A 23,690-nucleotide genomic window follows, 5' to 3' on the forward strand; every position below is an offset into this window, starting at 1 on the left:
ACCACACCCGGCGGAAACCCCGTCACCGCCGTCCCCGGACTCAACCCCAGATCACCCGTGACCACCGTGGCACCGGTACTGGTCACCGTAGTGCCCGCCAACACCGCGAAAGCCCCCGCCGACCCCAACCCCACCGGCACCACCACCGCGTCCGTCCCGGGTGACACGGCCATGAACGCGGTCATGGCGGGGACGAGCGTGAGGCCCGCCAGCAGGGAGGTCCCGGGCCGACCGGCCCGTGCCCGGACGGCCGATCCCGCCGCTTTCGAAACTCCGGTGCGCCGCAGCACGGCCGGCAGAAGACTTCTCATACGTCCCTCATCCCTGGACTGGTTTCAGACGGGAGGAGACCTCGGTGGCCGCGGGGTCCGACGGCGGGGCCGCGGCCGGACGGTAAGCCCGTTATAGCACTTGACCAGCCTGATACGTCGGTGACGTGCTGTACGGACGACAGACCGTATGGGCGATCTGCCTCGCTTTCTGCATCTCCCTCACGATTTCGGAAGACCCGGAGTTAGCTCTGACCACATGAGGTCAGAGCGAAAAGCTGGCGAGGATTGACGTTGACTTCGGCCCGGCTATCGCGCAGATTTCGGGCATTCCTGTTTTCGGGGGATGTACGGAGGTTGCAATGAAACGTGCGAGATTAGCCATTCTCGCAGTCACAGTCCTACTCGCAGGCCTGGTCGTGAGCCCGCCCGCGGCGGCGGTACCCGATCCACCCGCCGGCGGCGACGGAGTAAACGTCTACGTCGGCGAGCTGACCCCGCAGCAGCTGGACTCGCTGCTGAAGTCGGGGGTCGACCGCGAGGAACTACGGATCACCAAGTCCGCGGACGGCAAGAAGGTCAGCGTCGAGGCGATCCTCGGCGCGGCCCAGGCGGAACAGCTCGGCAAGGCGGGCCTCGGCCTGAAGGTCCAGAAGTCCTCGGCCGCGAGCAGGCAGGCGGCCAAGGGGGACGGCGTCTTCAAGCCGTACAGCGGCGCGGGGGGCATCCGGGAGCAGATCGTCAACGCGGCGAACGCCAAGCCGGACATCGCCAAGGTCGTCGACCTCGGCACCACGGTCAAGGGACAGAAGCTCACCGCGATCAAGGTGACCAAGAACGCGCGGCAGCTCAGGGACGGGGCGCGCAAGGCCGTGCTCTACATGTCCGCCCAGCACGCCCGTGAGTGGATCACGCCGGAGATGAACCGCAGGCTCCTGCTCCACTACCTGAACGGCTACGGGACCAACCCCGAGATCACCCAGTTGATCGACACCGTCGAGCTCTGGTTCATCCCGGTCTCCAACCCCGACGGCTACGACTACACCTTCACCGGCGACAACCGCCTCTGGCGCAAGAACCTTCGCGACAACAACGGCGACGGCCAGACCACCAGCGCCGACGGCGTCGACCTGAACCGTAACTTCGACTACAAGTGGGGCTACGACAACGAGGGCTCCTCCGACAACCCGGCCAGCCAGACCTACCGGGGCCCGAAGGCGCAGTCCGAGCCGGAGACCATGGCCGTCGACACCCTCGCCAAGAAGGTCGACTTCACCTACATCGTCAACTACCACTCGGCCGCCCAGCTGCTGCTGTACGGCATCGGCTGGCAGCAGGCCACCCCCTCTCCCGACGACCTCATCTTCGAGGCGCTGCTCGGAGACGACGCGACGCCCGCCGTGCCCGGCTACGACCCCGACATCGGCGCCGAGCTCTACACGACCAACGGCGAGACCGACGGTCACATGACCAACAAGCGCGACGCACTGACGATCACGCCGGAGATGACCACCTGCGAGGTGGCGGTCGAGAGCGTGCCGGACGACGAGTGGACGCTCGCCGACTGCGCGGGCGGCCTGGGCTTCACCTTCCCCGACAGCGAGGCCCTGATCCAGGCGGAGTTCGCCAAGAACGTCCCGCTCGCGGTCGACCTCGCCAAGTCCGTGGAGAACCCCGACAGCCCGGTCTCCCCGGTGAACCGCACGGTCCCGGACTTCCGCCCCGACAGCTTCACCGTCTCGTACGGCGACCCGCAGCCGGTGGCCGTGACCGCGCGGCGCTCCCTGTCGGCCAAGCAGCTGCACTTCCGGATCGACGGCGGCCCCGTGCAGGTGCGCGCCCTCAAGGAGTGGGACGGCGGCGAGCGGTACGGCGACGAGAACGACCTGTACTTCGCCGAGTACCGCGCCAAGGTCGAGGGCGCCGAACCGGGGGACAACGTAGAAGTCTGGTTCTCCGGCAACAAATCCGGCACCGGGACCGTGGAGAGCGAGCACTTCACGTACAAGCTGGAGAAGAAGTCCAACGCCAAGGTGCTCATCGTGGCAAACGAGGACTACACCGGCTTCAACCCCGACTACCCGGCGTCGGTGACCGCGCCGAAGTACGCGGCGCAGTACAAGCAGGCGCTGCAGACCGCCGGATACCCCTCCGAGACGTGGGACGTCGACGCCCAGGGCGTGCCGCACCACCTCGGCGTGCTCGGCCACTTCAAGGCGGTGGCCTGGTACCTCGGTGACGACCGGCTCGCGATGGACGCCCAGGACGTGGCGACCCAGACCCCGTTCGGCCCGCTTCCCGACATGGACGTCAAGCGGGAGCAGCAGGACCTCACCATCTCCGTCCGCGACTACCTCAACGAGGGAGGCAAGCTGCTCTACACCGGGGAGACCGCCGGATACTTCGGTTTCTTCGGCACCAGCCTCGGCGGCATCTACTACGGCCTGGACGGCGCGCCGGACTCCGACTGCGTCATCACCAGCCAGGACGGCTTCTTCGAGGAGTGCCTCATCCTCGCCGACGACTTCGCCCAGTACTACCTCGGCGTCTACGGCCGCAACCCGCGCGTCGGGCCGACCGGGTTCACCGGCATCCCCGGTCCCGCGATGAACGGCACGAGCGGCACCTTCGGCGGCCCGGCGCTCGCCGACAACCCGCTGGACGAGGCAGGCAGCCTGCTGGTGACCAGTGACACGCTGCCGCCCTCGGAGTTCCCGCAGTTCAGGAGCGAGGCCTCGGCCCAGTACAGCGGGGCGACCGGTCCGTTCGACCCGGCCGAGGGCGACTGGTACGTGGCGGGCCCGCACACCGACGACGCGTACAAGAGGCTGACGCGCACGGTCGACCTGGCGGCCGTCACCGCCGCGCAGCAGCCCAAGCTCCAGTTCCAGCTGTCGTACGACACCGAGCAGGGCTATGACAACGTCATCGTCGAGGCGCACACGGTCGGCCAGGACAACTGGACGACCCTGCCCGACCTCAACGGCGGCACCGCGACCGACGTCCCTGCCGAGTGCGAGGCCGGCTTCCTGCTGGACGAGCACCCGTGGCTGCTGCGCTACCTGACGCCGGGCAACCCCTGCACGCCGTCCGGGACCAGCGGTTCCTGGCACGCCTTCACGGGCAGCTCCGGCGGCTGGCAGCAGGTGGCCTTCGACCTGTCCGCGTACGCGGGCCAGCAGGTCGAGGTGTCGATCAGCTACGTGACCGACCCCGGCACCGGCGGCGTCGGCGCGTTCGTGGACGACACCAGGATCACCACCACCGGCGGCCAGCTCGCCGCCGAGGGCTTCGAGTCCGGTCTCGGCGCCTGGGCGATCCCCGGACCGCCCCCGGGCAGCCCGACGGGCGCCGGCGACTTCGCCAGGGCCCAGGCCGACAACACGGCGGCCGTCTCGACGAAGGACACCGTGTTCCTCGGCTTCGGCCTGGAGCAGGTGGCCAGCCCCGCCGAGCGCGCCGCCACCCTCAAGAAGATCATGAAGTACCTGGTCGGGTGACCGGGCTGTTCCACCGGTAACCGGACCGTGAGGCCGGGCGTCACGCAGGTGGCGCCCGGCCTTCGCGTGTCTGGCCTTCACACGTCCGGCCTTCGCGTCACCACGCGGCATCCCGCGATCGGCCGATCCGCGGTTCGGCCGCCCGTCAAGGCGTCGGCGGGCCGGTCCCGGCTCCAGGAGTCGCGTGGTCGTTCCGTACGGTTCCGGTCAGCGTCGTTGGCGACGCAAGTCGATCAGGCACGCGCGTGCCATGGCCGCGAACTCCGGGTGCCGGGTCGCGATGACCCGCTCGAACGCGGCTTCGGCCTCCGCGACCCGGCCCGTGGTGAACCAGAGGGCACCGAGCTGGGTCAGTGCTCCCGGCGACTCGTCGGGATGACCCGAGTCCACCGCGCGCTGCAACGCGCGCATCGCCTCTTCGGTACGGCCCTCTCGGGCGAGCAGGCCACCCAGATTGAAGGCCCCTTTCGGCGCGGCCTGCGGGTGTCCCGACTCCATGGCGATGGTGAGGAAGGCTTGGGCCTGCTCGATGTCGCCTTCGTGGAACAGGATGATCCCCAGGTTCAACGCGGCCATCGCCGCCGCGTCGGGATTGGGAAGATCCACGGCCATCCGGTACGCCTGCTGGGCATCGCGCGCGTTACCGCGGGATTCCAGCACCACGCCCAGGTTGAAGGCCGCCAACCCGGCGGCCGACGGCCTGCCCTCGGCCGCGATCAGGCGCAGCATTTTCTCCGCCGCGGCGATGTCGCCTTTCTCATAGGTGTTCTTCGCCACCGCGATCGCGAGGTCATCGACGTCGGAACCGCTCACCCGCTCGACGGGGACACCTCGTTCTCGCGCCACCGCCAGCAAGGAGTCGGAGAAAGAACCGGATGTGGTCGTACGTTGCCGCCAGCGTTCCGGCCACCACCGCATCTTTCGTCCACCCCTTCGGCTGGGAATCCTGTCCCATCCTTCAGTCGCTCTCAGCGCGGGTCAACATGAACCGGTGCCGGAAATGGGAACGGCCGAAGACCGATGGACGAACACATGAACGGATGTCCTGGAGTCCCAGATATGCGCGCAAGCTCACCGGTCTCCTGCGGCTGTGTTCATTCCTGCGAGTCGTCCCAGTAGTCCTTGAGCATCTCGCCGGGCCAACCGGGCTCGCGTACCTCGCCGCGTGGGCCATCTCCTTGAAGTACGGCGCCAGATCGTGGACGGGGCTGCCGTCGATCGCGTCCAGGTCGGTCACGTGCAGGTCCAGGCCGTCAACCTTCAGCAGCCGTGGGGAAGCACTGTGCGAGCTGATTCGGCCGGCGGTGGTTGCCGTGTACGAACGTGCCGGTGGACGGCCAGGCGGGGTTGTCGCGCGGGCTGCGAGCGTGCAGAGCGACATCCTCGGGCGAGGCCCGGTGGAAGTGCCAGACGACCAGCAGGTGGGAGAACTCCTCAAACCCCTGGACGACCTCGGCGGGAAAGTCCGCGTTCAGGCGGATGATCGCCGTGCCGCTCCAGTGGTCGTCGGTGGGTTCGGTGCGGCTACCGACAACGGTGCCGATGGGCGTGATCTCCAGCGACTTCGTCATGTGCCTGTTCCTCATCCGTCATTCTGACGTAGTCGATTCACGTAAATTCGACTTATCTACTTCCTGAACAGGTCAAGCACCAGGGCGTCGCTGGCTCTGGCGTCGGGTGCGGACCGTACGGCGCCCCCGACCTGCTGGGCCTGCATCCCGGAGGCGCTGGCCACCTGCCCCCAGCTCGGGATCTCCTCGACGGTCTGCACGGTCGCCGGCGCCGAGCCTGTTGCCGTACTGGCCGACATGTTCACGCCCGGTCCGGGGCGGAGAGCCGTCCCCATGGGGGAGCGCAACGTCGAGATCAGCCTGAAAGGCGAGACGGTGCTGCCTTACACGCTGGCCACGCAACTGATCGTCCAGGTCCACGACCTCCAGTCGGCGTCCCAGGATCGGGAGCCGCTTCCCGCGTTAATGTGACCAGCCCAAAGACAGGCCGCCATCAGGGAGGAACACCATGACGACGCGATATCGGACGGTTGTGGACGCCATGCTGATTCTGGTCCGCGACGACAAGGTGCTCCTGGCTCAGCGTCAGAACACCGGGTATGCCGACGGCCAGTGGAACCTCCCGTCCGGACATCTGGAGGAGGGCGAGACGATCGCCGAGGCCGTCGTCCGGGAGGCGCGGGAGGAGATCGGTATCAATCTGGGCATCGAGGATCTGCGGTTCGTGCACCTGTGTCACTTCCGCAGCCCCGGGGGGCAGGCCCGGATGGGTGTCTTCTTCGAGGCCACGTCGTGGGAGGGGGAGCCGGTCAACGCGGAGCCGCACAAGTGCGCGCGCATCGAGTGGTTTCCCCTTGACCGGCTTCCGCCCGGCACCTACCCGTACACGGCGGCCGGGGTCGAGCGGTACCGGCAGGGATCGCCGTATGCGGCCGTGTGGTCCACGAGCCACCCTGGCTGACCGGCTCGGCGCCGAAACCGGTCCGGCCGGGAAACGAGGTGAAGTCTCCCCGTCGGACCTCGTCACGGCCAGGGCATGTTGAGAACCGGTCATCTGGGATGCGGGGTCACGACGAGCGCCCGCTGATCGGCTCAGTTGGTTGTCGTAACCGTGCTCGCGACTCCTTCCGCCATCGCGTCAGCCGGAAGAACGGGGACCGGCCAGGAGGGGTCGGCCCGCCAGTGGGGCCAGTCGTCGCCGAACACCCCGCTGCGGCTCTCGATCATCGCTATCACCTCGGCCCGAGCCTCCTGTACGCCGTGGTGTTCGGCGTCGGTGACGATGCCCATCCTTCGGCCCTGGTCGTATTCGTCCTCGTCCTTCCAGGTCCACCGCGACAGGTCGGGGTCCACGACCAGATCGACGAACAGGTCGAAGGTGTCGATGCCGTTGAAGGTGCGCCGGTAAGGGCGTTGAAAGTTGATGTACCAGCGGTCCAGGCGGTGATCTTGAGTGAAGAACAGGTTCACGCTGAAGAACGCGTGCTCGTCGATGAGGCTGAGCCAGATGGTGTCTCGCCACGTCCAGTGGCCCAGCTGCCATCGCCGTGCGGCGAGGTTGGTGGTCGACGCGTCGCGTGACGCGGTGTCGCCGGTTCGCAGCCAGTCGATCCACGTGGTCGGGGCGAGACTCTGGATGCCAGGCCAATAGGCCAGGGCGAGTTCGTGGCCGGTGTCGTGGATGACCCGATGGGGTGAGGCCGTCCACACCCTGCCGTCGTAGGTGTCGCGTCGGATCGCTGTGGCGCCGTCGGGGAACCGGGCTGCTGCGGGGACCGTCATGGGCGCATGGTGCCATGCCGGCAGACGCTGTCGAACCCCGAAGAGAACGCGAGCTTTCGAAGCTCGGTAGATCTTTCGGCCTGCGGTGATGTCATGAACGAGGCCCGGAAATCAGCGGATGGCCCGGTGGCGGCTGAGCGCGTCAAGGCCTGCCACCCGGGACACCCTGAATACTTAGCCCTTGCGCTAAGTGTTCATAACGGACAATACTTAGCCGCATGGCACAGTATTCGGCCGAGCTCGACGGTGTGTTCGTCGCCCTCGCCGACCCGACGCGGCGCGGTGTCATCCGGCGCCTCGGCCGCGGTCCGGCGAGCGTGGGCGATCTCGCCCGCGAGTTCCCGATGACCCTTCCCTCCTTCATGAAGCACGTGCGGACGCTGGAGGCGAACGGCCTGATCCGTACGGTGAAGCTCGGCCGGGTGCGCACCTGCGTGCTCGACCGCGACCGTCTCGCTCTCGTCGGCGGCTGGCTCGAAGAGCAGCGCCAGGTCTGGGAGGAGCGCACCGACCGGCTCGAACGCCTCGTCACCGACCCGAAAGAGGAACGACCGTGAACCCCGATCTCGACCTGACCCTGCAGCGGGTCATCCGCGCACCCCGCGCCGCCGTGTGGAACGCGTGGACCGACCCGTCCCTCTTCGGGAGGTGGTGGGTCCCGGCGCCGACCGAGTGCCGCGTCGACCGCCTCGACGTCCGGCCCGGTGGCGCGCTTCTGACACGGCTGAGCGACGACGGGGTGGACTTCGTCCCGCACATGGACGCGGCCTTCCTCGTCGTCGACGAGCTCGAGCGGATCGTGTTCACGAACGCGATCGACAGCGCCTGGCGTCCGGCGGATCCCGCGCCGGTGCGCATGACGGCCGAGATCACGCTGAGCGATCACCCGGACGGCACGGACTATCGGATCGTCGTCCGGCACGGCGATCCGGCCGCCCGCGCCCATCACGAGGAGCTCGGTTTCCTCGACGGCTGGGGCTCGGTCACCGAGCAGCTCGCCGTGCTCGTGGAGAGCCGGGTCACGGAGAGCCGGGTCGCGCCGTGAAGATCGCTCTCACCGGGTTCGTCACCCTCGACGGGGTGAGCCAGGGCCCCGGCTCGCCGGCCGAGGACACGAGCGACGGCTTCACCCGGGGCGGCTGGCTCGTGCCCCACCTGGACGAGCTCTTCGTCCGGCGTACCTCCGAATGGCTGGACCTCGCCGACGGACTGCTGTTCGGGCGGCGGACCTACGAGGCGTTCGCCCGGGACTGGCCGCGGATCACCGACCCGGACGACCCGTACACCGCGCGGATGAACTCGCTGCCGAAGTACGTGGTGACCGGCGCCCTCACCGAGGGGAGCTGGCATCCGACGACCGTGCTGCGCGGTGACCCGATCCGGGCCGTCGGGGAGCTCAAGGCGCGGCCAGGACGGGAACTCCAGATCCACGGGAGCGCGCGACTCGGCAACGCCCTGCTGGCGGCGGGCCTCGTCGACACGCTCCGGCTCGTCGTCGCCCCGGTCGTGACCGGTGCCGGGCGGCGGCTGCTCGACCACCCGAGCGGACCCGTCGGCCTCCGGCTCGTCCACCACGAGGTGACGGCGACCGGCCTGCTGCTGCTGCGGTACGAGACCGCCGGCGCCGCCCCGGTGGCGGAGTACGAAGGTGTCACGGCCTTCGTCTAGCGGAGTCCGGTGCGGTGACCGGGACCGGACACGTCAGAGGAACGGCGGTTCCAGGCTCAGGTCGGGCCTGCCCGACAGGCTTCCCGTCTTGCTCCACTGCTCCAGCACGAGCGGCGAGAAAAGCCGCTCGTAGAGCAGTTCCGCGGTGCCCTGGACACCGCCGGCCTCGCCGAGCGCGGCCCTGCGGACGAGCAGGTCGCGGCTGGCCAGCGGCAGGGCCCGGGCGTAGAGGCTCTTGCGGACCGACGACAGCAGCACGTCGCCGGAGTAGGACAGGCCGCCGCCGATGACCAGCTGGGAGGGGTTCAGCAGGCTGACGACGAAGGCGAGGACCTCGCCGATCTGGGCCCCGGCCAGCTGCAGGACCCCCAGTGCCGCGTTGTCGCCGTACTCGGCGGCGCGGGCCAGCGCGGCGGCGTTGAGCGGCGCGTTCTCCCGCATCGCCGCCAGCACGCTGCTGCGGCCACTGTCGGCGATCTCCTCGGCCACCCGGGCGAGGGCGAACCCGCCGGCGACGGCCTCCAGGCAGCCCACGTTGCCGCACCGGCAGGGCAGTGTCTGGCCCGGCACCGGAAGATGACCCACGTCGCCGGCGCAGCCCCCGTCCCCGTGCTGGAGGACGCCGCCCATGATGATGCCCGAGCCGATCCCGCTGCCCAGCTTCACGTAGACCATGTTGCGGTGGCCCTTGCCGGCGCCGTAGCGGTACTCGCCGAGCGCGGTGGCGTTGGCGTCGTTGCCGAGCCAGGCGGCCAGGCCGAGCTTGTCGCCCAGCCAGTCGCGGATCGGGAACTGGTCCCAGCCGGGCATGATCGGCGGGGACACCACGATCCCGCGATCGAGGTCCACCGGGCCGGGGACGGTGACGCCGACCGCCCACGGGCGGCCGCCGACCTCCTCCAGGACCCGCTGGCACAGTTCGACGCACGTCCCCAGCACGTCGTGGGGCCCGGCCGAGATGTCGATCGGCTGCGACTGGTCGTCGATGATGGCGCCCGACAGGTCGACGGCGGCCACGGTGACCCCGCTCGCGCCCAGCGCCACCGAGAGGACGTAGCCCGCCCGCCTGCGCAGCGATATCGCGCGTGCGCGCCGCCCCCCGGTGACGACCGAGCCCGATCCGTCCTCCACCAGGTCCAGCTGGCGCAACTGCTCCAGCCTCTGGTCGACCTGGGCGCGGGTGAGACCGGTGTGCGCCATCAGGTCCTGTCGCGTCAGCGGACCGGCACCTCGCAGCGCCCTGACGACATGCCCGGTGTCTCCACTACCCCGTTCCATCGCAGCCTTCCCCGTTACTGCTTCACATGCCCCGTGTCACGAAGCTAGCCAGCAGACTTTTTCCCGTCAACCCGTGACATTTGCCGGTAATCTACATAAGTAGTGATACGGGGCGAAAATGCCGAAAACGGGCAGGGTGGCGAGGGGTGTGCCCGCGTCGGCCGAGGCGGAGCCGGGCCCCCTCCCACACGTCCCTCGCCCTCGCGGCCGACGGTGGCGCGCAAGCTGGGCGGCGGCGATTTCCGCTGCTCAACGGCCCTCTTTTTTGGTTCACCTGCAAAAGTTTGAACTTCTCAGGGGTGTTGATGTCGGACAGACTCATACTTTCATTGACGAAGTGACGTTCCGGCGTTCACAATGACTGACGGTGCAGGATATGCGGCGGTGGCACGTCAAAAGCCCCCACTGCCGAGTGTCGGCATCGGTGGCACGCTGAAGCCTCCCGGTACATCATTTTTCGTTGCGGACGCCGGTCAGCGCACGCGTCCTTCCCCCCCGAACGGATATGTGTGAACACTTTCCATGCGCACGATGACGACCAGGTCGAAGGCGGTGCCCTCGGGCGCGCGCTGGGACTGACCCGTCGGCAGCTGTTCGCTGCGACCACGGGCATAGCCGCGGCGGCGGCCATCACCGCTCTGCCGGGCAGGGCCTCGGCCGCGACCTCGGTCTCGGCCTCCGCCCTGGGTGCCCCCCTGATCCGCGACAGCAAGCGCGGCATCATCCTCTACACCGTCCGCGACGCCATCTCCCGCGACCCCAACACGACGACTCTGCCGTCGGGGTTCAAGGAGGTGCTCAAGGCGCTCAGCGACATCGGCTACGAGCGCATCGAGTTCGCCGGCTTCACGCAGAACGCCAACGCCGAGGGCGGGGCGAACCTGGACAACATCGCCGGGGCGACGCTGCTGCGCTCGTGGCTGGACGAGTACGGGCTGCGGGCCGAGGGCAACCACGGGTTCATCCCGGGTTCCTGGCCGCTGTCCCAGGCCGATCTCGACCGGTTCAAGACGAGCCTGGAGATCGCCAACATCCTCGGCATGGACCACATCGGCACCGGTAGCGACCCCACCAACAGCAACTACAAGGCTGACTGGGACGTCGCCGCCGAGAAGTGGAACTTCCTCGGGGAGCTCGCCCGGAACTCCGGCTACGTCAAGCTGTACACCCACAACCACGACGCCGCCTACAACTTCCTCCTCGACAGCGGACCGCTGGACGCCCAGGGCCGTCCGACGCGCTCCTCGGGGATCCGGAAGCTGGAGTACTTCCTGGGCATCACCGACCCCAAGTTCGTGAACCTGGAGATGGACATCTACTGGGCGCACGTCGCCCAGTACAGGCACCGGACCTACACCGCCCCCGACGGCTCCGTCCAGACCGACATCTTCGACCCGCTCGCCATCGTCCAGGCGCAGGAGGGCCGCTACCCGCTGTTCCACGCCAAGGACGGCAGGATCAACACCGCCACCACCAACGGCTACGAGATGGTGCCCTTCGGTACGGGCGACATCGACTACACGACGTTCTTCCGCGGCCTGGTCAGCCAGCACCACTACCCGATGTACGAGCAGGACACCGCTCCGGGTGGTGCGGCGAACCCTGGCCAGTCGCTGGAGTTCGCCCAGATCAGCTACAACAACCTCTCCGCCCTCACCACGGAGTGACCCGCCGGCCGGGCCCGCCCTCCGGCGGGCCCGGAATCCGCCCGGCCACCACGCGGACCGCCACGACACCGGCGAGCGTGGTGGCCGGCGGCTGTCACCGGTGGTCCGCGACCGGCTGGACGTCCGCCGACAGGTCGGTGCGCAGGGCGAACGACACGAAGGCGGCCAGGGTGACGAGCGCGAGCCCGGTGGCCACGGCGAAGACCGTCCGCACGTCCCACACCTCGGCCCCGATCCCGGCCAGCGCGGCGCCGGCCGGGATGACGCCCCAGCTGAGCACCCGCGACGCGGCGTAGACGCGGCCCAGCAGGTCGGGCGGCGTCAGGTTCTGCCGGAGGGTGGCCACGAGGATCCGCCAGACGCTCGAACCCGCACCGGCGATCACCATGCCCGCGGACACCACCCACGCGTTCGCATCCAGGGCGACGGGAGCCACCAGCAGGACGGTGCCGACGGCGTCGGCGACGAGCAGCGTGGTCACCCCGAACCGGCGGCGCAGCGGCTCGACCACCGTCGACGCGAGCAGCCCGCCGACGGCCATCGCCGTCATCAGCAGGCCGTACTGGACCGCGGTGAGACCGAGCGGGCCGGGGCTGACGGCGTGCACGACCATCAGCGCCGTCGGGACCGCCCAGACCATGTTCATCGCGGCGGTGAAGAGGGTGAGCGTCCGCACCACCGGCTGCCGCCACAGGAAGCGGAACCCGGCGACCACCTCGCCGCGTGCGGTGGGCCGCGTTCCTGTGGGCCGCGTTCCCGCCCGCGTCCGGTGGAGCGTCATCGTCGCGAGCCCGGCGACCGCCAGGACGTAGAGGACCGCGCCGGTTCCGGTGGCCAGAGCCAGGGTGAGGCCGGCCAGCAGGCCCGCGAGCGGCGGTCCCGCCAGCTGGTTGGTGACGTTGATCGTCGCCTCCAGCCGCGCGTTCGCCCTGTTGCGGCCGGCGGGCTCGACGAGCATGGGAACGGTCGAGGTCAGCGCCGTGTCGGCGAGCGTCTCGGCCACGCCGAGCAGCGCCGCGGCGACCAGGATCACCGGCAGCGAGAGCGCGTCGGCGAGGTGGCCGGCGGTGAGACCGGCCAGCACCAGCGCCCGGACGAGGTTGACGCCGCCCAGCAGCAGCCGGCGGTCGGCGCGGTCCACGATCCATCCGGCGTGCAGCCCGAAGACCGGCCAGGCCAGCGTGAGCGCCGTCGTCACGGCCGCGACTCCGCCGGGTGAGGCGCCGGCCGCCAGGGCGAGCAGCGGGAGCGCGAACAGGACCATGCCGTCGCCCAGGTTGGCGGTGCCGGTGCCGAACCACAGCCCGTTGAACGACCGGCCCAGCGAGACGGGGAGGACACGCATGCCATTCTCACCTTTCAACGCCATTTCAATGGTCATAGAGTGCTGGAGCTCGCCTTACCTGTCAATCGGTGTTGATCGGTGAGACAATGGGCGAATGATCGACGTCGAACTGGTCGGCAACGCCCTGTGCCTGGACTTCGCCAACACGGTCAACAGCCGCCCGGTCGCCCGGCGCGACTGGCTGGCCACCCCCGAGGAGGCGCTGGCCTGGGCGCGCGCGGCCGGCCATCCGATCGAGCGGCAGGCGGGCCTCGCCGCCGCCCTGCCCGACGCCCGCGATCTGCGCGAGACGGTGTTCCGGGTGTTCCGGCCGCTGACCGGCGGGGACGATCCGCCGCGCGTCGATCTCGACATCCTCACGGCCGCGTACGCCGACGGCGTCGCCCACGCCCGGTTCGAGCGAGACGAAGGCCGCTTCCGCTTCGCGTGGCCCGCCCCGCGAACCGCCGGGACGCTGCTCCGGGAGGTCACCGCCTCCGCCGTCGACCTGCTCGCCCGCGGGCCGCTGGAGCGGATCCACGCGTGCCCGTCGTGCCAGTGGCTGTTCCTCGACACCAGCAAGAACGGCCGCCGCCGGTGGTGCAGCATGACCACCTGCGGCAGCCGCGACAAGGCGCGGCGCTACTACGCGGCCCGCACGTCGCCCTGAGGCTCCCCGCCGCGCTCCGGCGCTGTACGACAGGCGCGTGAGTTGACCTCAACCGGACTTGAGGTCGCAGGCTGGGCGGCGGCGTACACGAGCGAGGTGTGCACGAGCGAGGTGTGCACGAGCGAGGTGTGCACGAGCGAGGTGTGCACGAGCGAGGTGTGCACGAGCGAAGGGGAATCCTGTGAAGGCTGCTGCTTTTTTCGAGTTCGGCGGGCCCGAGGTGTTGCGGACGGCGGAGCTTCCGACGCCCGAGGCGGGGGAGGGGCAGGTGCGGGTGCGGATCAGGGCCGCGGGCGTGCAGCCGTTCGACCTGGCCATCCGGGCGGGGTGGACCCCGGAGGGGGTCGACGGCGAGCTGCCCCGCGTGCCGGGCAACGAGTTCGCCGGGGTGGTGGACCAGGTGGGCGCGGGGGTGGGCGAGATCTCCGTCGGGGCCGAGGTCCTGGGCTTCAACCTGCTGAGCTGCTACGCCGAGTACGTGGTCGTGCCCGCGGAGAACGTCACGCCCAAGCCCGCGAACATGCCCTGGGAGGTGGCGGGCGGGTTCACCGCCGGGCCCCAGACCGCCCACATCGCGCTGCGGCAGCTCGGGGTGGGGGAGGGCGACACGGTCCTGGTGCACGCCGCCGCGGGCGCGGTCGGCACCGCGGCGGTCCAGCTCGCCCGGCTCTGGGGGGCGGCCACGGTGATCGGCACCGCCCGCGAGGAGAACCACGACTACCTGCGCGAGCTCGGCGCGATCCCCGTCACGTACGGCGAGGGCCTGCTGGAGCGGGTGCGCGCGCTCGCGCCCGGCGGGGTGGACCTGGTCCTGGACGGCGCGGGCGGCGAGGCGCTGGAGGTCTCCCTGGAACTGGTGAAGCCCGAGCGCATCGTCACGCTCGTCGAGCATGGCAGGGTCGCGGAGCTGGGGATACAGCGGACCCAGGGGGTGCGGCTGGCGTCCCGCCTGGCCGAGCTCGCCGCGCTGTACGCCGAGGGCGAGCTCGTCTTCCCGGTGCGCCGGACCTACCCCCTGGAGCGGGCCGCGGACGCCCACCGGGAGGTCGCCACCGGGCACGGGCGGGGCAAGGTCGTGCTGGTCATGGACTGATATGGCCGTATCGCTGGTCTTATGACCGGAACCCTTAGTAAGGTTTCTTGTTAATAACGTGCTATCCGTCGGCTCGTTGGACAGTCCTGCCTCCCATTTCTCGCTCCAGGAGGAGTCCACGTGCATCTGCGACACAAGCTGGCCGCCGGTACCGCCGCCGCGATCAGCGTAGGGTCCCTGTTCGCCCTGCTGCCGTCCACCGCGGCGGTCGCCCACGGGTCAATGTCGAACCCGCCCAGCCGTGCCTACGTCTGCAAGACGGAGGGCCCGGAGACCCCCAAGTCAGAGGCGTGCAAGGCCGCCGTCGCGGCCGGGGGCACCCAGGCGTTCTACGACTGGCACGAGGTGTCCCGGCTCGAGGCCGGCGGCAACCACCGCCAGATCATCCCCGACGGCCAGCTGTGCGGCGCCGGGCGGGACAAGTATCGCGGCCTCAACCTCACCAGGACCGACTGGCCCGCCACCTCGGTCTCCGCGGGGCCGCTCACGGTCACCTACCACGCGACCGCGCCGCACGCGAACAGCAACTTCGAGTTCTACATCACCAAGCAGAGCTGGAACCCCAGCCAGCCGCTGCGCTGGTCGGATCTGGAGCACATCAGGACCTTCAACAACCAGAACCCCACCCAGTTCACCAACTGGACGATCAATCTCCCGCAGCGGAGCGGCCGCCAGCTCATCTTCTCGATCTGGCAGCGCATCGTGGGCAGCACCGAGGCCTTCTACACCTGTTCCGACGTGAACTTCGGCGGCGGCAACCCCAACCCCCAGCCGACCCCGACCCCGACGGTGACTCCCACGCGGACCCCCACCCCGACCCCGACCCCCACGACGACCCCGACGGCCCAGCCGGGCGGCACCTGGAAGGCGGGCACCGCCTACGCGGTGGGCGCCACGGTGACCTACGGCGGCGCGACCTACCAGTGCCTGCAGGCGCACACCGCGCTGGCCGGCTGGGAGCCGCCGAACGTCGCGGCCCTGTGGCGACGCGTCTGACCCGGTGAGATCCGGCCGGGGTGGCCACCGCCACCCCGGCCGGACCCGTCGTCTCCCGAGAATCTCCCGAAAGTCGAGGAGTTCGTCATGAAGCGTGCGGTTTCGGTGGCCCCGATGGTCGCCCTGGGGATCCTGCTGCTCACCGGCTGCGGTGCCGACAGCATCCAGGAACTCCGCGGGGGCCCGGCCGGGCACGGGGCGCACGGTGCTCCCGGTGCTCCCGGTGCCCCAGGTGCCTCCGGTGTCCCTGCCCGGCCGACGCCCTCCGCCCAGGGCAGTGATCACGGCGCGCACGGTGGCTCGGGACAGGATTCAGAGCAGGGCTCAGGACAGGGCGGCCACGGGTCCGACCACTCGGCGCACGGTGCCGGCGCGGGACTGCCCAGCCCCTCGCCCGCCCCGCCGATGGGGACCTCGGCGGGAGTCGCCTTCAACCCTCCCGACGTGATGTTCCTGCAGATGATGGTGCCCCACAACACCCAGGGGGTACGGCTGGTGCGGCTGGTGCGCGAGCGGCCGGTCCGCCCCGAGGTCAAGGAGCTCGCCGAGGCGATCGGCGTCACCCAGGAACGCGAGTCCGCCTCGATGTCCGGCCTGCTGAAGGCCTGGGGGCAGCCGGCGACCGCGAAGGACGACGAGCACGCCGCCCACGGCGGGATGCCGGGGGTGAGCGAGGAGGAGATGGCGGCGCTGGTCGCCGCCCCGCCTGCCGAGTTCGAGCGGAGGTTCCTCGACATGCTGATCGCCCAGCAGGACGACGCGACCCAGATGGCCAAGGTCGAGGTCGCGACCGGGCTGCACTCCGAGGTGACGAAGATGGCCAAACGCGTCGACGTCTCCCGTACGGCGCAGATCGCGCAGATGCTGGCCCTGCGAGGCCAGTAAGGAGTGATCAGTACTGATTTGTCCAGGCACTCCCTTTCGTGAGATATATTTCCTACTTACTATAAGGGGAATTAGGGGAGAGTCATGCGCAAGATCTTTGGGGTCGTGGCCGGATTGATCCTGGCCGGGACCCTGGCCGCGTGCGGGGGGACGTCCACCGACACGGCCCAGCCCGCCGCCGGCGACACGCCGAAGGCCGACGCCCCGCTCAGGGTCGGGGTCAACCCCGTGCCCCACGGCGAGGTGCTCAAGTACGTCAAGGACAACCTCGCCGCCAAGGCCGGGCTGAACCTGGAGATCGTCGAGTTCACCGACTACGTCCAGCCCAACACCCAGCTCGACGAGGGCAACCTGGACGCGAACTACTTCCAGCACATCCCGTACCTGGAGGAGTTCTCCAAGGGCAAGGACATCAAGTTGAGCTGGGTCGCGCCGGTGCACATCGAGCCGCTCGGCCTGTACTCCAAGAAGATCAAGAACGTCTCCGAGCTCGCCCAGGGCGCCCAGGTGGCGCTCCCCAACGACGCGAGCAACCTCGGCCGCTCGCTCAAGCTCCTGGCCGACAACGGCGTGATCACCCTCAAGGAGGGCGTCGGCGTCAAGGCCACCGAGCGCGACGTCGCGAACAACCCCAAGGAGCTGGAGTTCAAGCCCCTTGAGGCGGCCCAGCTGCCCCGTTCCCTGGAGGACGTGGACGCCGCGATCGTCAACGGCAACTACGCCCTGGAGGCCGGGCTGCAGCCCGCCACCGACTCCCTGATCCTGGAGAAGGGCGAGGGCAACCCGTACGCCAACGGCCTGGTCACCGTCCCGGCCAAGGTGGACGACCCCCGCGTGAAGAAGCTCGCCGAGATCCTCCGCGGTCCGGAGGTCAAGAAGTTCATCGAGGACAGGTACAAGGGCGCCGTCCTGCCCGCCGAGTAGACCGCCCGGTGACCGGCTTCGGGGAAGGATCACCACCTCCCGCGCGACGCCCACGGCCGCGTCCCACCGTCCGACGGGGGGCGCGGCCGTCGGTTTTTCCGGGGTCTTCAGGCCTGTGACGACGAACGGGAGGCCGCGGCCCGCATCTACCTCCGTCAGGTGACGTTTGAGATCCGCACGGGGGATAGATGGTGATGCGTTGGCTCGAAGGAGGAGATCCCATGACCATCGCAGGCGGCATCGTTCTCATTATGCTCGGCGCCATTCTCACGTGGGCGGTCGAATTCGACATCGCCGGATTCGACATCAACATCGTCGGTGTCATCCTGATGATCGGCGGTCTCGCGTGGCTCCTGTTCGCCGTGTACCGGCTGAGCCTCGCCCGCCGGGCCGTGGTGCCGGACTCCACGGCGACCACTGTGATCGAGGACCCGGTCACCCAGCGCCGCACCTACCAGGAGCGCCACTACAACGACCCCCCGGTGGTGTGACCCACGGATCTCTCCTTCAGGAGAGCCGCGACTTCAGGCGGGTCACCGTCCGCCGCCCCGGGACCGGTTAGGAACCGGTCCCCACGGGTAGGCGTGCCGGTTCAGTGAACGCGAACGGAGGGCAGGACGTGAGCAGAGTCGTATCCCGCGGCGCGAGCGCCGTGAGCGGAATGCTCGGTGGTGCGATCGCCGGGGCCATCTTCAAGCAGGTCTGGAAGCTCGCGTCGGGCAAGGACGACGCCCCCCAGGCGACGTCGGACGAGTACGGCTGGGGCGAGATCCTCGTGGCGTCGGCCATCCAGGGCGCCATCTTCGGCGTGGTCAAGGCCGCGATCGACCGTTCGGCGTCCCGGAGCATCCACAGAGCCACCGGCAAGTGACCCGGTAGGGCCGGCACCGGTCCCACCGGCCGGCGACCGACCGATCTCGTGCGGAGGCCCCCGATCCCGTCCGCGGGACCCGGGGGCCTCCGCACGTCCGGACCCGGAGCCGTATCCGATGCCGGGTCCGTGAGCCGCGTCCGAAGGTCCTCCCGTTTCCCGGCCCGGCAGGGAAACGGGAGGGACGATCCGTCAGGCGGCTCCGGGGCACGCGTGGGCTTCGAGGGCGCCGTCCGCCCGCCGCGCCGGGACGCGGGAGGAGAGCACCTCCGCGTACACGGCGGACGTCTGGGCGGCGATCCGGTGCCAGTCGTAGCGCGAGCGCGCCCGCGCGGCGGCCGCGGCCCCGTAGGCCGCCAGCAGGGACGGCGCCGCGAGCAACCGGCGCAGCGCGCCGCCCAGCGCGTGTGGCTCACGCGGCGGGACCAGCAGGCCCGTGACCTCGGGGACGACGGTGTCCAGGTGCCCGCCCACCGCGGACGCGACCACCGGCACGCCGCAGGCCATGGCCTCCAGGGGCACGATGCCGAACGGTTCGTACCAGGGCATGCTGACCACGATGTCCGCCGAGCGCATCAGGGTGGGGACGCTCTCCCTGTCCACCTTGCCGAGGAACCTGACGCGGTCGGCCACGCCGCACTCGGCGGCCACGAGCGAGAGCCGCTCCGCCTCCGGGCCGTCCAGGTCGCCTCCCGCGACGACCAGGGTCGCGCCGGGGATGCGGGCGAGGGCGCGGATCGTGGTGTCCACGCCCTTGCGGGGGACGGGACGGCCGAGGGCGAGCAGGACCGGGCCCGGACCGAGGTCCTCCCTCGGGCCGGAGGGGGTGAAGGAGCGCACGTCGACGCCGCAGGGCACGACCCTCGTCCGGTTCCGGGGAATCCGCATCCCGCGCAACTCCGTCACCTCGTCGGCGCAGGTCGCGACGACCGCGTCCACCTGGGAGGCGACCATCGCCTCGATCTTGAGGCGCTCGCGCGGGCTGGAGTCGGCCGCGCCCTGGTGGCGGCGCTTGACCGTACCGAGGGCGTGGAAGGTGTGGACGATGGGGACCGCGGCGTCCCTCGCGGCGGCCAGGGCGGCCAGGCCGCTCATCCAGAAGTGGCTGTGGACCATGTCGGGCGGCGCGGCGCTCCATCGCCTGGCGAGCCACCGGCCGAAGTCCGGGATCCAGGGGAGCAGGTCGTCCTTGGCCAGGGTCATGGGGGGTCCGGCGGGGACGTGGACCACGGTGACCCCGGGGGCCAGGGAGGTCTCCTCAGGCTGTGAGGGGCACTCCCTGCGGGTGTAGACGGTCACCTCGTGCCCGCACGCGGCGAGCGCGAGGGACAGTGCGGCGACGTGGACGTTCTGGCCCCCCGCGTCGGCTCCGCCGACGGTCGCGAGAGGGCTCGCATGCTCTGACACCATTGCGATCTTCATGGACACGTCCCCACCGGGTGTACGGGGCAGGCGTGCCTGCGTCCTGGGCATACCGTCCTACCCTGCCCTGGCAGGGGGCTTTAAACGTGTTTGACCTTGGGATTCACGGGAAGGCGAGCAGTTTTGGACGGAAAGGAGTTCGACGATGGAGGCTCCCCAGTACGTCGCGGCGCGCGTGCAGCGCGCGCTCGCCGAGGACGAGAGAACCACGGAACTCGGCATCCGGGTGGACATAAGGGGTGATCAGCTCTATCTGCGCGGCCAGGTCGTCAGCGCCGACCGCAGCGAGCTGATCGCCGAAGTGGCCGGTGAGGCGGCCCCCGGGCTGGACGTCCACAACGAGATAGACGTCGTGGACGTGCGGGACCCGGTGGGGGAGGAGAGGCTGTGAGAGACGTGCGGATCGCGGCGGTCGGGGACGTACACCTGGACGAGAGCCGCAGGGGAAGCTACCGCGAGCACCTCCACGACATCGGGGAGAAGGCCGATGTCCTGCTGCTCGCCGGGGACCTGACCCGGCACGGCACCCTGGAGGAGGCGCGGGTGGTGGCGGACGAGTTCCGCGACCTGCCGATCCCGGTGGTGGCCGTGCTCGGCAACCACGACCACCACTCCGACCAGCCCGCCGAGATCGCCGCCCTGCTGCGCGACACCGGGATCGAGGTCCTGCACGACGACGCGACGGTGCTCGACGTCGACGGGGTGCGGCTCGGGGTGGTCGGCGGCAAGGGCTTCGGCGGGGGGTACGCAGGCAAGTGCGCCAGCGACTTCGGCGAGCCCGAGATCAAGGCGTTCGTCGGGCACACCAAGCGGATCGCCGACCGCTGGCGGGTGGCCCTGAAGGAACTGCAGGCCGACCGCAGGGTCGTGCTGTCCCACTACTCGCCGGTCAAGGACACCCTGGCCGGGGAGCCGCTGGAGATCTACCCCTTCCTCGGTAGCTACCTGCTGGCCGAGGCGGTCGACGCCGAGGGCGCCGACCTGATCATCCACGGGCACGCCCACGCCGGTACGGAGAAGGGCGTGACGCCGGGAGGCATCCGGGTGCGCAACGTGGCGCTGCCGGTGCTGGGCCGGGCGTACGGCGTCTATCTCCTCTGAGGCCGGGGTCGCCGAGGCGCCGAGGCCACCAACGAGAGGCCGAGGCGCCGGGCGACCCGCCCCGGACGCGCGCCGGGCGACGTACTTCGACGTACCCCGAACACGTGCCGGGCGATGTGTTTCGACGTACCCCGAACACGTGCCGGGCGCCCTCGGGCGCGCCGGGGGAGGGGCCGGCCGAAGAGGCCGACACGGGAGACCGGTGCGGAGGCCGCCGAAAAAGACCCGCGAACAGGCTCCGAACAAGTTCCGAGGAAGGAACAGGTTCCGAGCAAGAAGAAGCGGGCCGGGGGATACCCGGCCCGCGAGGCTTCTGTGGGAGTTCGGGGCGCTTACGTGCTTCTTACAAGATGCTCTCGACGTTCTCGCGAGTGTGAGCTCGCGCCGAGAGGTGTGCCGGCCTCAGGCCCGCACCGGACGGCGTACGGTCATCGGGCCGTACGGAACGACGTGCGGGTCGGATGGCCCGCACCTGGGCGGTCGTGCGAGCGCTGGGCTCGCACCGGTCTGTGCTGTCGCGAGCGCTGGGCTCGCGTCAGACATTGAAGATGCTCACGCCCCCGGGGCCGACGAGGAAGCCGAGGACGATCAGGACGATCCCCCAGAGGAGGTCGCGACGGGCCAGGATGACGTAGATCCCGGAGATGACGAGAACAACTGCGATGATCCAAAGCAAGGTAGCCATAACCGGCCTCTGCCCTCACAATTCACTACTTAACATCTTCATCATCCTTGGTTCTGTACAGATCAACTATCGGCTGGACGAACCACAGCCAGGCGCTCAGCAGGGCCACGACCGCGGCGAACACCGCCGCGGGCCAGGCGTTGAGCACCGTCTCCGCGACGAGCGCGACCGAACTCGTCATCGCGACCGCGAGCCCGGCGAGCCCCGCGATCCCGAGCGTGTTGGAGCGGTGCAGCATCTTCTCCTTCAGCCCGGTCCTGAACAGCAGGCGGTGCTGGGCCGCCGGGGTGATGAAGCAGACGGACGCGATGCCCGCGCTCAGCAGGGCGACGAAGAACAGCCAGTGCCCCAGGGTGTCGACTTTGTTGAAGCCCGCCGCGAACGGCAGGGTGAACAAGAAGGCGAACAGCACCTGCACGCCGGTGACGGCGACGCGCAGGCCCTGTAACAACTCGCCGAGCTCGCGGTCGACACGTTCCTTACGGGTCTCTCCAGGTTCAGGATGTTCTCTTTGCACATCTTCGGGGAGAATCATGCGCTCCGTTTACCCAAGGAAAGGTTTGGCATGCCTACCTGGGGAGCTACGGGGTACGCGTGGGCTATGGGAAGCCACAGTCACGAGGTCACCGACGCGATTCTGGAGACGCTGAAGCGAGCGAGCAGCGGCCTGAAGGACGCGGACGTCAGATTCGCGCTCGCCGGAGGCTGTGCGGCCTACGCGCGCGGAGCCGCCCCCTCACTCCACGACGTCGACTTCGTCCTCCCCCAGGAGGACGTGCCGCTCGCGCTCGAGGCGCTGGGCAAGCTGGGGTTCGAGACGTCCAAGCAGCCGCCGGAGGACTGGCTGGTCAAGGCCTTCGACGAGGGCAGGCTGGTGGACCTGATCTTCTCGATCTGCGACCACCCGGTCACCCCCGAGCTGCTGAAGCGGGCCGAGCCGATGAAGGCCTCGGCGGTGATCCTGCCCGTCCTGGAGGCCACCGACCTGGTCATCTCGTGGCTGCTGCCGCTCTCCGAGCACAGCTGCGACTACGGCTCCCTGCTGCCCCAGATCCGTGCCCTGCGCGAGCAGGTCGACTGGGACCGTGTCGCCGCCGTCGTCCAGGACTCGCCCTACGCCTCCACCTTTCTCATCCTCCTGCAGCGCCTGGACGTCATCCACGGCCCCATAGACGCCTCGGGTGACCCGACCTGGCCCTGAGACACCACCGTCCCGCCAACGCGAAGGGGCCCCGCCGTCCTCGGCGGGGCCCCTTCTATCGTCTGGTCTTTCCCTGTCTCGTCCGGCCTGCCGTGCCGTGCCGCGCCGCGCCGGGAGTCCGGGGTCAGATGGTTCCGGGGCCGCCGCCGAAGGGGAAGCGACCGTAGTACTCGCCGACCCGGTCGCGGTACGTGGGCTCCCTGAAGTTCGACTCGTCGAACTCGGGGGCGTCCTTGATCTCCTGCTTGGTGCGCGCGACGTAGACCTTCTTCTCCTGCGGATCGATCTGCGTCACCGTACTCGCGGGCAGGAGGACCTTCTTGCCGAAGATCCACGGGCCCGTGTCGACGACGAGGTAGCTCTCGCCGACCTCGTACGTCGCCTCGTCGATGGAGCCGATCTTCCCGTCGGTGGCCTCGACGTGGTACCCGGCGACGTCGAGCGTCCTGTCCTGGCCGTACACGTCGTCCCGATAGTTCCAGAGCTCAGGTTGCATGATTGAACATCTCCCTTGACTTGATACTCCGGGCTCCGGCCATCTACCCGAGCGAGGAGCCCTAAACGGCATTTCCCCAAGTCAGCGGGCACGGAACACCGTCCGTGCGCCCGCGTTTCCCCTCGGATCCCCAGGTCGTCGCGGAGTTTCGCCCATCGCCCCCGGAGGCGAGTCCCAGGGCCCGGTGCTCTTTAGCGCCATATATCCGCTCATGTACGGACCACCGCGCCGGGTCCGGTAAGCTTGTCGAAGTCAAGCGCCGCTAGCTCAGTTGGTTAGAGCAGCTGACTCTTAATCAGCGGGTCCGGGGTTCGAGTCCCTGGCGGCGCACCAGAACCGCAGGTCGA

The 23,690-nt window shown here is 69.5% G+C and carries 29 protein-coding genes and 1 tRNA gene; 18 read left to right on the forward strand and 12 right to left on the reverse strand.

Going from position 1 to position 23,690, the window contains the following annotated elements; genetic code table 11:
* A partial coding sequence (locus tag AC5L38_RS42430) for an ice-binding family protein (protein ID WP_495248489.1) occupies positions 1 to 185 on the reverse strand: 185 nt, incomplete at its 3' end.
* A gap of 503 nt (positions 186 to 688) precedes the next feature.
* On the opposite strand from AC5L38_RS42430, the gene AC5L38_RS42435 reads away from it, so the two are divergent.
* A complete protein-coding gene (locus tag AC5L38_RS42435; protein WP_495248490.1) occupies positions 689 to 3,769 on the forward strand; it encodes a M14 family metallopeptidase in 3,081 nt (1,026 codons plus the stop codon).
* Positions 3,770 to 3,976: 207 nt separating this feature from the next.
* Here the strand turns inward: AC5L38_RS42435 and AC5L38_RS42440 are convergent, their stop codons facing one another.
* The 3 genes from AC5L38_RS42440 to AC5L38_RS42450 form a co-directional block, all read right to left on the reverse strand.
* The gene (locus tag AC5L38_RS42440; protein ID WP_495248491.1) at positions 3,977 to 4,582 is read right to left on the reverse strand and encodes a tetratricopeptide repeat protein; all 606 of its coding nucleotides are present in this window, start codon (positions 4,580 to 4,582) and stop codon (positions 3,977 to 3,979) included.
* A 440-nt stretch (positions 4,583 to 5,022) separates the two neighbouring features.
* On the reverse strand, positions 5,023 to 5,340 hold the full coding sequence (locus AC5L38_RS42445) for a TrmO family methyltransferase domain-containing protein (protein WP_495248492.1): 318 nt from the start codon (positions 5,338 to 5,340) through the stop codon (positions 5,023 to 5,025).
* Between the two features lie 56 nt (positions 5,341 to 5,396).
* Entirely contained in the window at positions 5,397 to 5,579 is a 183-nt protein-coding gene (locus AC5L38_RS42450) for a hypothetical protein (protein ID WP_495248493.1), read from the reverse strand.
* Between the two features lie 34 nt (positions 5,580 to 5,613).
* Between AC5L38_RS42450 and AC5L38_RS42455 the strand changes: the two genes are divergently transcribed.
* Together AC5L38_RS42455 and AC5L38_RS42460 are read left to right on the forward strand one after the other, a co-directional pair.
* On the forward strand, positions 5,614 to 5,751 hold the full coding sequence (locus AC5L38_RS42455; protein WP_495248494.1) for a hypothetical protein: 138 nt from the start codon (positions 5,614 to 5,616) through the stop codon (positions 5,749 to 5,751).
* 37 nt (positions 5,752 to 5,788) lie between these two features.
* Complete coding sequence (locus AC5L38_RS42460) at positions 5,789 to 6,241, forward strand: NUDIX hydrolase (RefSeq protein ID WP_495248495.1); 453 nt, start codon at positions 5,789 to 5,791, stop codon at positions 6,239 to 6,241.
* Positions 6,242 to 6,372: 131 nt separating this feature from the next.
* On the opposite strand, the gene AC5L38_RS42465 is transcribed toward AC5L38_RS42460, so the two are convergent.
* Positions 6,373 to 7,062 carry a ribonuclease FAU-1 family protein gene (locus tag AC5L38_RS42465; RefSeq protein ID WP_495248496.1) on the reverse strand — a complete coding sequence of 230 codons (690 nt, stop codon included), beginning with the start codon at positions 7,060 to 7,062 and terminating at the stop codon, positions 6,373 to 6,375.
* A 218-nt stretch (positions 7,063 to 7,280) separates the two neighbouring features.
* Between AC5L38_RS42465 and AC5L38_RS42470 the strand changes: the two genes are divergently transcribed.
* From AC5L38_RS42470 to AC5L38_RS42480, 3 genes are read left to right on the forward strand one after another with little or no spacing between them, the layout of a single operon-like run.
* Positions 7,281 to 7,619: an ArsR/SmtB family transcription factor gene (locus AC5L38_RS42470; RefSeq protein WP_495248497.1), complete on the forward strand. Its 339-nt coding sequence runs from the start codon at positions 7,281 to 7,283 to the stop codon at positions 7,617 to 7,619.
* The gene (locus tag AC5L38_RS42475) at positions 7,616 to 8,107 is read left to right on the forward strand and encodes an SRPBCC domain-containing protein (protein ID WP_495248498.1); all 492 of its coding nucleotides are present in this window, start codon (positions 7,616 to 7,618) and stop codon (positions 8,105 to 8,107) included. The genes AC5L38_RS42470 and AC5L38_RS42475 overlap by 4 nt, the downstream gene beginning before the upstream one ends.
* Positions 8,104 to 8,730, forward strand: coding sequence for a dihydrofolate reductase family protein (locus tag AC5L38_RS42480; protein WP_495248499.1), 627 nt, complete (start codon positions 8,104 to 8,106; stop codon positions 8,728 to 8,730). The genes AC5L38_RS42475 and AC5L38_RS42480 overlap by 4 nt, the downstream gene beginning before the upstream one ends.
* Positions 8,731 to 8,763: 33 nt before the next feature.
* On the opposite strand, the gene AC5L38_RS42485 is transcribed toward AC5L38_RS42480, so the two are convergent.
* Positions 8,764 to 10,008: an ROK family protein gene (locus AC5L38_RS42485; protein ID WP_495248500.1), complete on the reverse strand. Its 1,245-nt coding sequence runs from the start codon at positions 10,006 to 10,008 to the stop codon at positions 8,764 to 8,766.
* 509 nt (positions 10,009 to 10,517) lie between these two features.
* On the opposite strand from AC5L38_RS42485, the gene AC5L38_RS42490 reads away from it, so the two are divergent.
* Positions 10,518 to 11,675, forward strand: coding sequence for a sugar phosphate isomerase/epimerase family protein (locus AC5L38_RS42490; RefSeq protein ID WP_495248501.1), 1,158 nt, complete (start codon positions 10,518 to 10,520; stop codon positions 11,673 to 11,675).
* 94 nt (positions 11,676 to 11,769) lie between these two features.
* Here the strand turns inward: AC5L38_RS42490 and AC5L38_RS42495 are convergent, their stop codons facing one another.
* Positions 11,770 to 13,020 (reverse strand): MFS transporter, encoded by a 1,251-nt coding sequence (locus tag AC5L38_RS42495; RefSeq protein ID WP_495248502.1) that lies wholly within the window; start codon positions 13,018 to 13,020, stop codon positions 11,770 to 11,772.
* A gap of 94 nt (positions 13,021 to 13,114) precedes the next feature.
* Here AC5L38_RS42495 and AC5L38_RS42500 point away from each other — a divergent pair, with 94 nt between their 5' ends.
* Positions 13,115 to 13,669 carry a CGNR zinc finger domain-containing protein gene (locus AC5L38_RS42500; protein WP_495248503.1) on the forward strand — a complete coding sequence of 185 codons (555 nt, stop codon included), beginning with the start codon at positions 13,115 to 13,117 and terminating at the stop codon, positions 13,667 to 13,669.
* On the opposite strand, the gene AC5L38_RS42505 is transcribed toward AC5L38_RS42500, so the two are convergent.
* Positions 13,645 to 13,833: a hypothetical protein gene (locus tag AC5L38_RS42505; RefSeq protein ID WP_495248504.1), complete on the reverse strand. Its 189-nt coding sequence runs from the start codon at positions 13,831 to 13,833 to the stop codon at positions 13,645 to 13,647. The genes AC5L38_RS42500 and AC5L38_RS42505 overlap by 25 nt on opposite strands.
* A 17-nt stretch (positions 13,834 to 13,850) precedes the next feature.
* Between AC5L38_RS42505 and AC5L38_RS42510 the strand changes: the two genes are divergently transcribed.
* The 6 genes from AC5L38_RS42510 (at position 13,851) to AC5L38_RS42535 (ending at position 18,438) form a co-directional block, all read left to right on the forward strand.
* Positions 13,851 to 14,762: an NADP-dependent oxidoreductase gene (locus tag AC5L38_RS42510; RefSeq protein ID WP_495248505.1), complete on the forward strand. Its 912-nt coding sequence runs from the start codon at positions 13,851 to 13,853 to the stop codon at positions 14,760 to 14,762.
* A 120-nt stretch (positions 14,763 to 14,882) separates the two neighbouring features.
* Positions 14,883 to 15,758, forward strand: a complete 876-nt coding sequence (locus AC5L38_RS42515; RefSeq protein WP_495248506.1) for a lytic polysaccharide monooxygenase auxiliary activity family 9 protein — start codon at positions 14,883 to 14,885, stop codon at positions 15,756 to 15,758.
* An 87-nt stretch (positions 15,759 to 15,845) separates the two neighbouring features.
* Positions 15,846 to 16,643, forward strand: coding sequence for a DUF305 domain-containing protein (locus AC5L38_RS42520; RefSeq protein WP_495248507.1), 798 nt, complete (start codon positions 15,846 to 15,848; stop codon positions 16,641 to 16,643).
* Positions 16,644 to 16,727: 84 nt separating this feature from the next.
* Entirely contained in the window at positions 16,728 to 17,567 is an 840-nt protein-coding gene (locus AC5L38_RS42525) for a MetQ/NlpA family ABC transporter substrate-binding protein (RefSeq protein WP_495248508.1), read from the forward strand.
* 221 nt (positions 17,568 to 17,788) lie between these two features.
* Positions 17,789 to 18,058 (forward strand): DUF6458 family protein, encoded by a 270-nt coding sequence (locus tag AC5L38_RS42530; protein WP_495248509.1) that lies wholly within the window; start codon positions 17,789 to 17,791, stop codon positions 18,056 to 18,058.
* 128 nt (positions 18,059 to 18,186) lie between these two features.
* A complete protein-coding gene (locus AC5L38_RS42535; protein WP_440073964.1) occupies positions 18,187 to 18,438 on the forward strand; it encodes a DUF4235 domain-containing protein in 252 nt (83 codons plus the stop codon).
* Between the two features lie 192 nt (positions 18,439 to 18,630).
* On the opposite strand, the gene AC5L38_RS42540 is transcribed toward AC5L38_RS42535, so the two are convergent.
* A complete protein-coding gene (locus tag AC5L38_RS42540; RefSeq protein WP_495248510.1) occupies positions 18,631 to 19,860 on the reverse strand; it encodes a glycosyltransferase in 1,230 nt (409 codons plus the stop codon).
* A gap of 145 nt (positions 19,861 to 20,005) precedes the next feature.
* Between AC5L38_RS42540 and AC5L38_RS42545 the strand changes: the two genes are divergently transcribed.
* Positions 20,006 to 20,251, forward strand: a complete 246-nt coding sequence (locus AC5L38_RS42545; protein WP_362874586.1) for a BON domain-containing protein — start codon at positions 20,006 to 20,008, stop codon at positions 20,249 to 20,251.
* Positions 20,248 to 20,961, forward strand: coding sequence for a metallophosphoesterase family protein (locus AC5L38_RS42550; RefSeq protein WP_495248511.1), 714 nt, complete (start codon positions 20,248 to 20,250; stop codon positions 20,959 to 20,961). Before AC5L38_RS42545 ends, AC5L38_RS42550 begins: the two co-directional genes overlap by 4 nt.
* Before the next feature lie 535 nt (positions 20,962 to 21,496).
* Here AC5L38_RS42550 and AC5L38_RS42555 read toward each other — a convergent pair.
* Entirely contained in the window at positions 21,497 to 21,646 is a 150-nt protein-coding gene (locus AC5L38_RS42555) for a GPGG-motif small membrane protein (protein WP_184719841.1), read from the reverse strand.
* Positions 21,647 to 21,671: 25 nt separating this feature from the next.
* Positions 21,672 to 22,181, reverse strand: coding sequence for a DUF6328 family protein (locus AC5L38_RS42560; RefSeq protein WP_495248512.1), 510 nt, complete (start codon positions 22,179 to 22,181; stop codon positions 21,672 to 21,674).
* A 66-nt stretch (positions 22,182 to 22,247) separates the two neighbouring features.
* On the opposite strand from AC5L38_RS42560, the gene AC5L38_RS42565 reads away from it, so the two are divergent.
* Positions 22,248 to 22,847 carry a nucleotidyltransferase family protein gene (locus AC5L38_RS42565; protein ID WP_495248513.1) on the forward strand — a complete coding sequence of 200 codons (600 nt, stop codon included), beginning with the start codon at positions 22,248 to 22,250 and terminating at the stop codon, positions 22,845 to 22,847.
* Positions 22,848 to 22,971: 124 nt separating this feature from the next.
* Here the strand turns inward: AC5L38_RS42565 and AC5L38_RS42570 are convergent, their stop codons facing one another.
* Complete coding sequence (locus AC5L38_RS42570; protein WP_495248514.1) at positions 22,972 to 23,343, reverse strand: PRC-barrel domain containing protein; 372 nt, start codon at positions 23,341 to 23,343, stop codon at positions 22,972 to 22,974.
* A 256-nt stretch (positions 23,344 to 23,599) separates the two neighbouring features.
* Between AC5L38_RS42570 and AC5L38_RS42575 the strand changes: the two genes are divergently transcribed.
* Positions 23,600 to 23,676 (forward strand) — tRNA-Lys (locus tag AC5L38_RS42575).
* Positions 23,677 to 23,690: the final 14 nt, after the last annotated feature.

It is taken from the genome of Streptosporangium nanhuense, assembly GCF_059358815.1.

What these genes read in the sequence shown, in the direction of transcription:
- AC5L38_RS42445 (WP_495248492.1), bottom strand. Translation starts at nt 5,340, where the DNA reads ATGACGAAGTCGCTGGAGATCACGCCCATCGGCACCGTTGTCGGTAGC.
- AC5L38_RS42450 (WP_495248493.1), bottom strand. Translation starts at nt 5,579, where the DNA reads ATGTCGGCCAGTACGGCAACAGGCTCGGCGCCGGCGACCGTGCAGACC.
- AC5L38_RS42455 (WP_495248494.1), top strand. Translation starts at nt 5,614, where the DNA reads ATGGGGGAGCGCAACGTCGAGATCAGCCTGAAAGGCGAGACGGTGCTG.
- AC5L38_RS42460 (WP_495248495.1), top strand. Translation starts at nt 5,789, where the DNA reads ATGACGACGCGATATCGGACGGTTGTGGACGCCATGCTGATTCTGGTC.
- AC5L38_RS42465 (WP_495248496.1), bottom strand. Translation starts at nt 7,062, where the DNA reads ATGACGGTCCCCGCAGCAGCCCGGTTCCCCGACGGCGCCACAGCGATC.
- AC5L38_RS42470 (WP_495248497.1), top strand. Translation starts at nt 7,281, where the DNA reads ATGGCACAGTATTCGGCCGAGCTCGACGGTGTGTTCGTCGCCCTCGCC.
- AC5L38_RS42485 (WP_495248500.1), bottom strand. Translation starts at nt 10,008, where the DNA reads ATGGAACGGGGTAGTGGAGACACCGGGCATGTCGTCAGGGCGCTGCGA.
- AC5L38_RS42495 (WP_495248502.1), bottom strand. Translation starts at nt 13,020, where the DNA reads ATGCGTGTCCTCCCCGTCTCGCTGGGCCGGTCGTTCAACGGGCTGTGG.
- AC5L38_RS42500 (WP_495248503.1), top strand. Translation starts at nt 13,115, where the DNA reads ATGATCGACGTCGAACTGGTCGGCAACGCCCTGTGCCTGGACTTCGCC.
- AC5L38_RS42520 (WP_495248507.1), top strand. Translation starts at nt 15,846, where the DNA reads ATGAAGCGTGCGGTTTCGGTGGCCCCGATGGTCGCCCTGGGGATCCTG.
- AC5L38_RS42525 (WP_495248508.1), top strand. Translation starts at nt 16,728, where the DNA reads ATGCGCAAGATCTTTGGGGTCGTGGCCGGATTGATCCTGGCCGGGACC.
- AC5L38_RS42530 (WP_495248509.1), top strand. Translation starts at nt 17,789, where the DNA reads ATGACCATCGCAGGCGGCATCGTTCTCATTATGCTCGGCGCCATTCTC.
- AC5L38_RS42540 (WP_495248510.1), bottom strand. Translation starts at nt 19,860, where the DNA reads ATGAAGATCGCAATGGTGTCAGAGCATGCGAGCCCTCTCGCGACCGTC.
- AC5L38_RS42545 (WP_362874586.1), top strand. Translation starts at nt 20,006, where the DNA reads ATGGAGGCTCCCCAGTACGTCGCGGCGCGCGTGCAGCGCGCGCTCGCC.
- AC5L38_RS42555 (WP_184719841.1), bottom strand. Translation starts at nt 21,646, where the DNA reads ATGGCTACCTTGCTTTGGATCATCGCAGTTGTTCTCGTCATCTCCGGG.
- AC5L38_RS42560 (WP_495248512.1), bottom strand. Translation starts at nt 22,181, where the DNA reads ATGATTCTCCCCGAAGATGTGCAAAGAGAACATCCTGAACCTGGAGAG.
- AC5L38_RS42565 (WP_495248513.1), top strand. Translation starts at nt 22,248, where the DNA reads ATGGGAAGCCACAGTCACGAGGTCACCGACGCGATTCTGGAGACGCTG.
- AC5L38_RS42570 (WP_495248514.1), bottom strand. Translation starts at nt 23,343, where the DNA reads ATGCAACCTGAGCTCTGGAACTATCGGGACGACGTGTACGGCCAGGAC.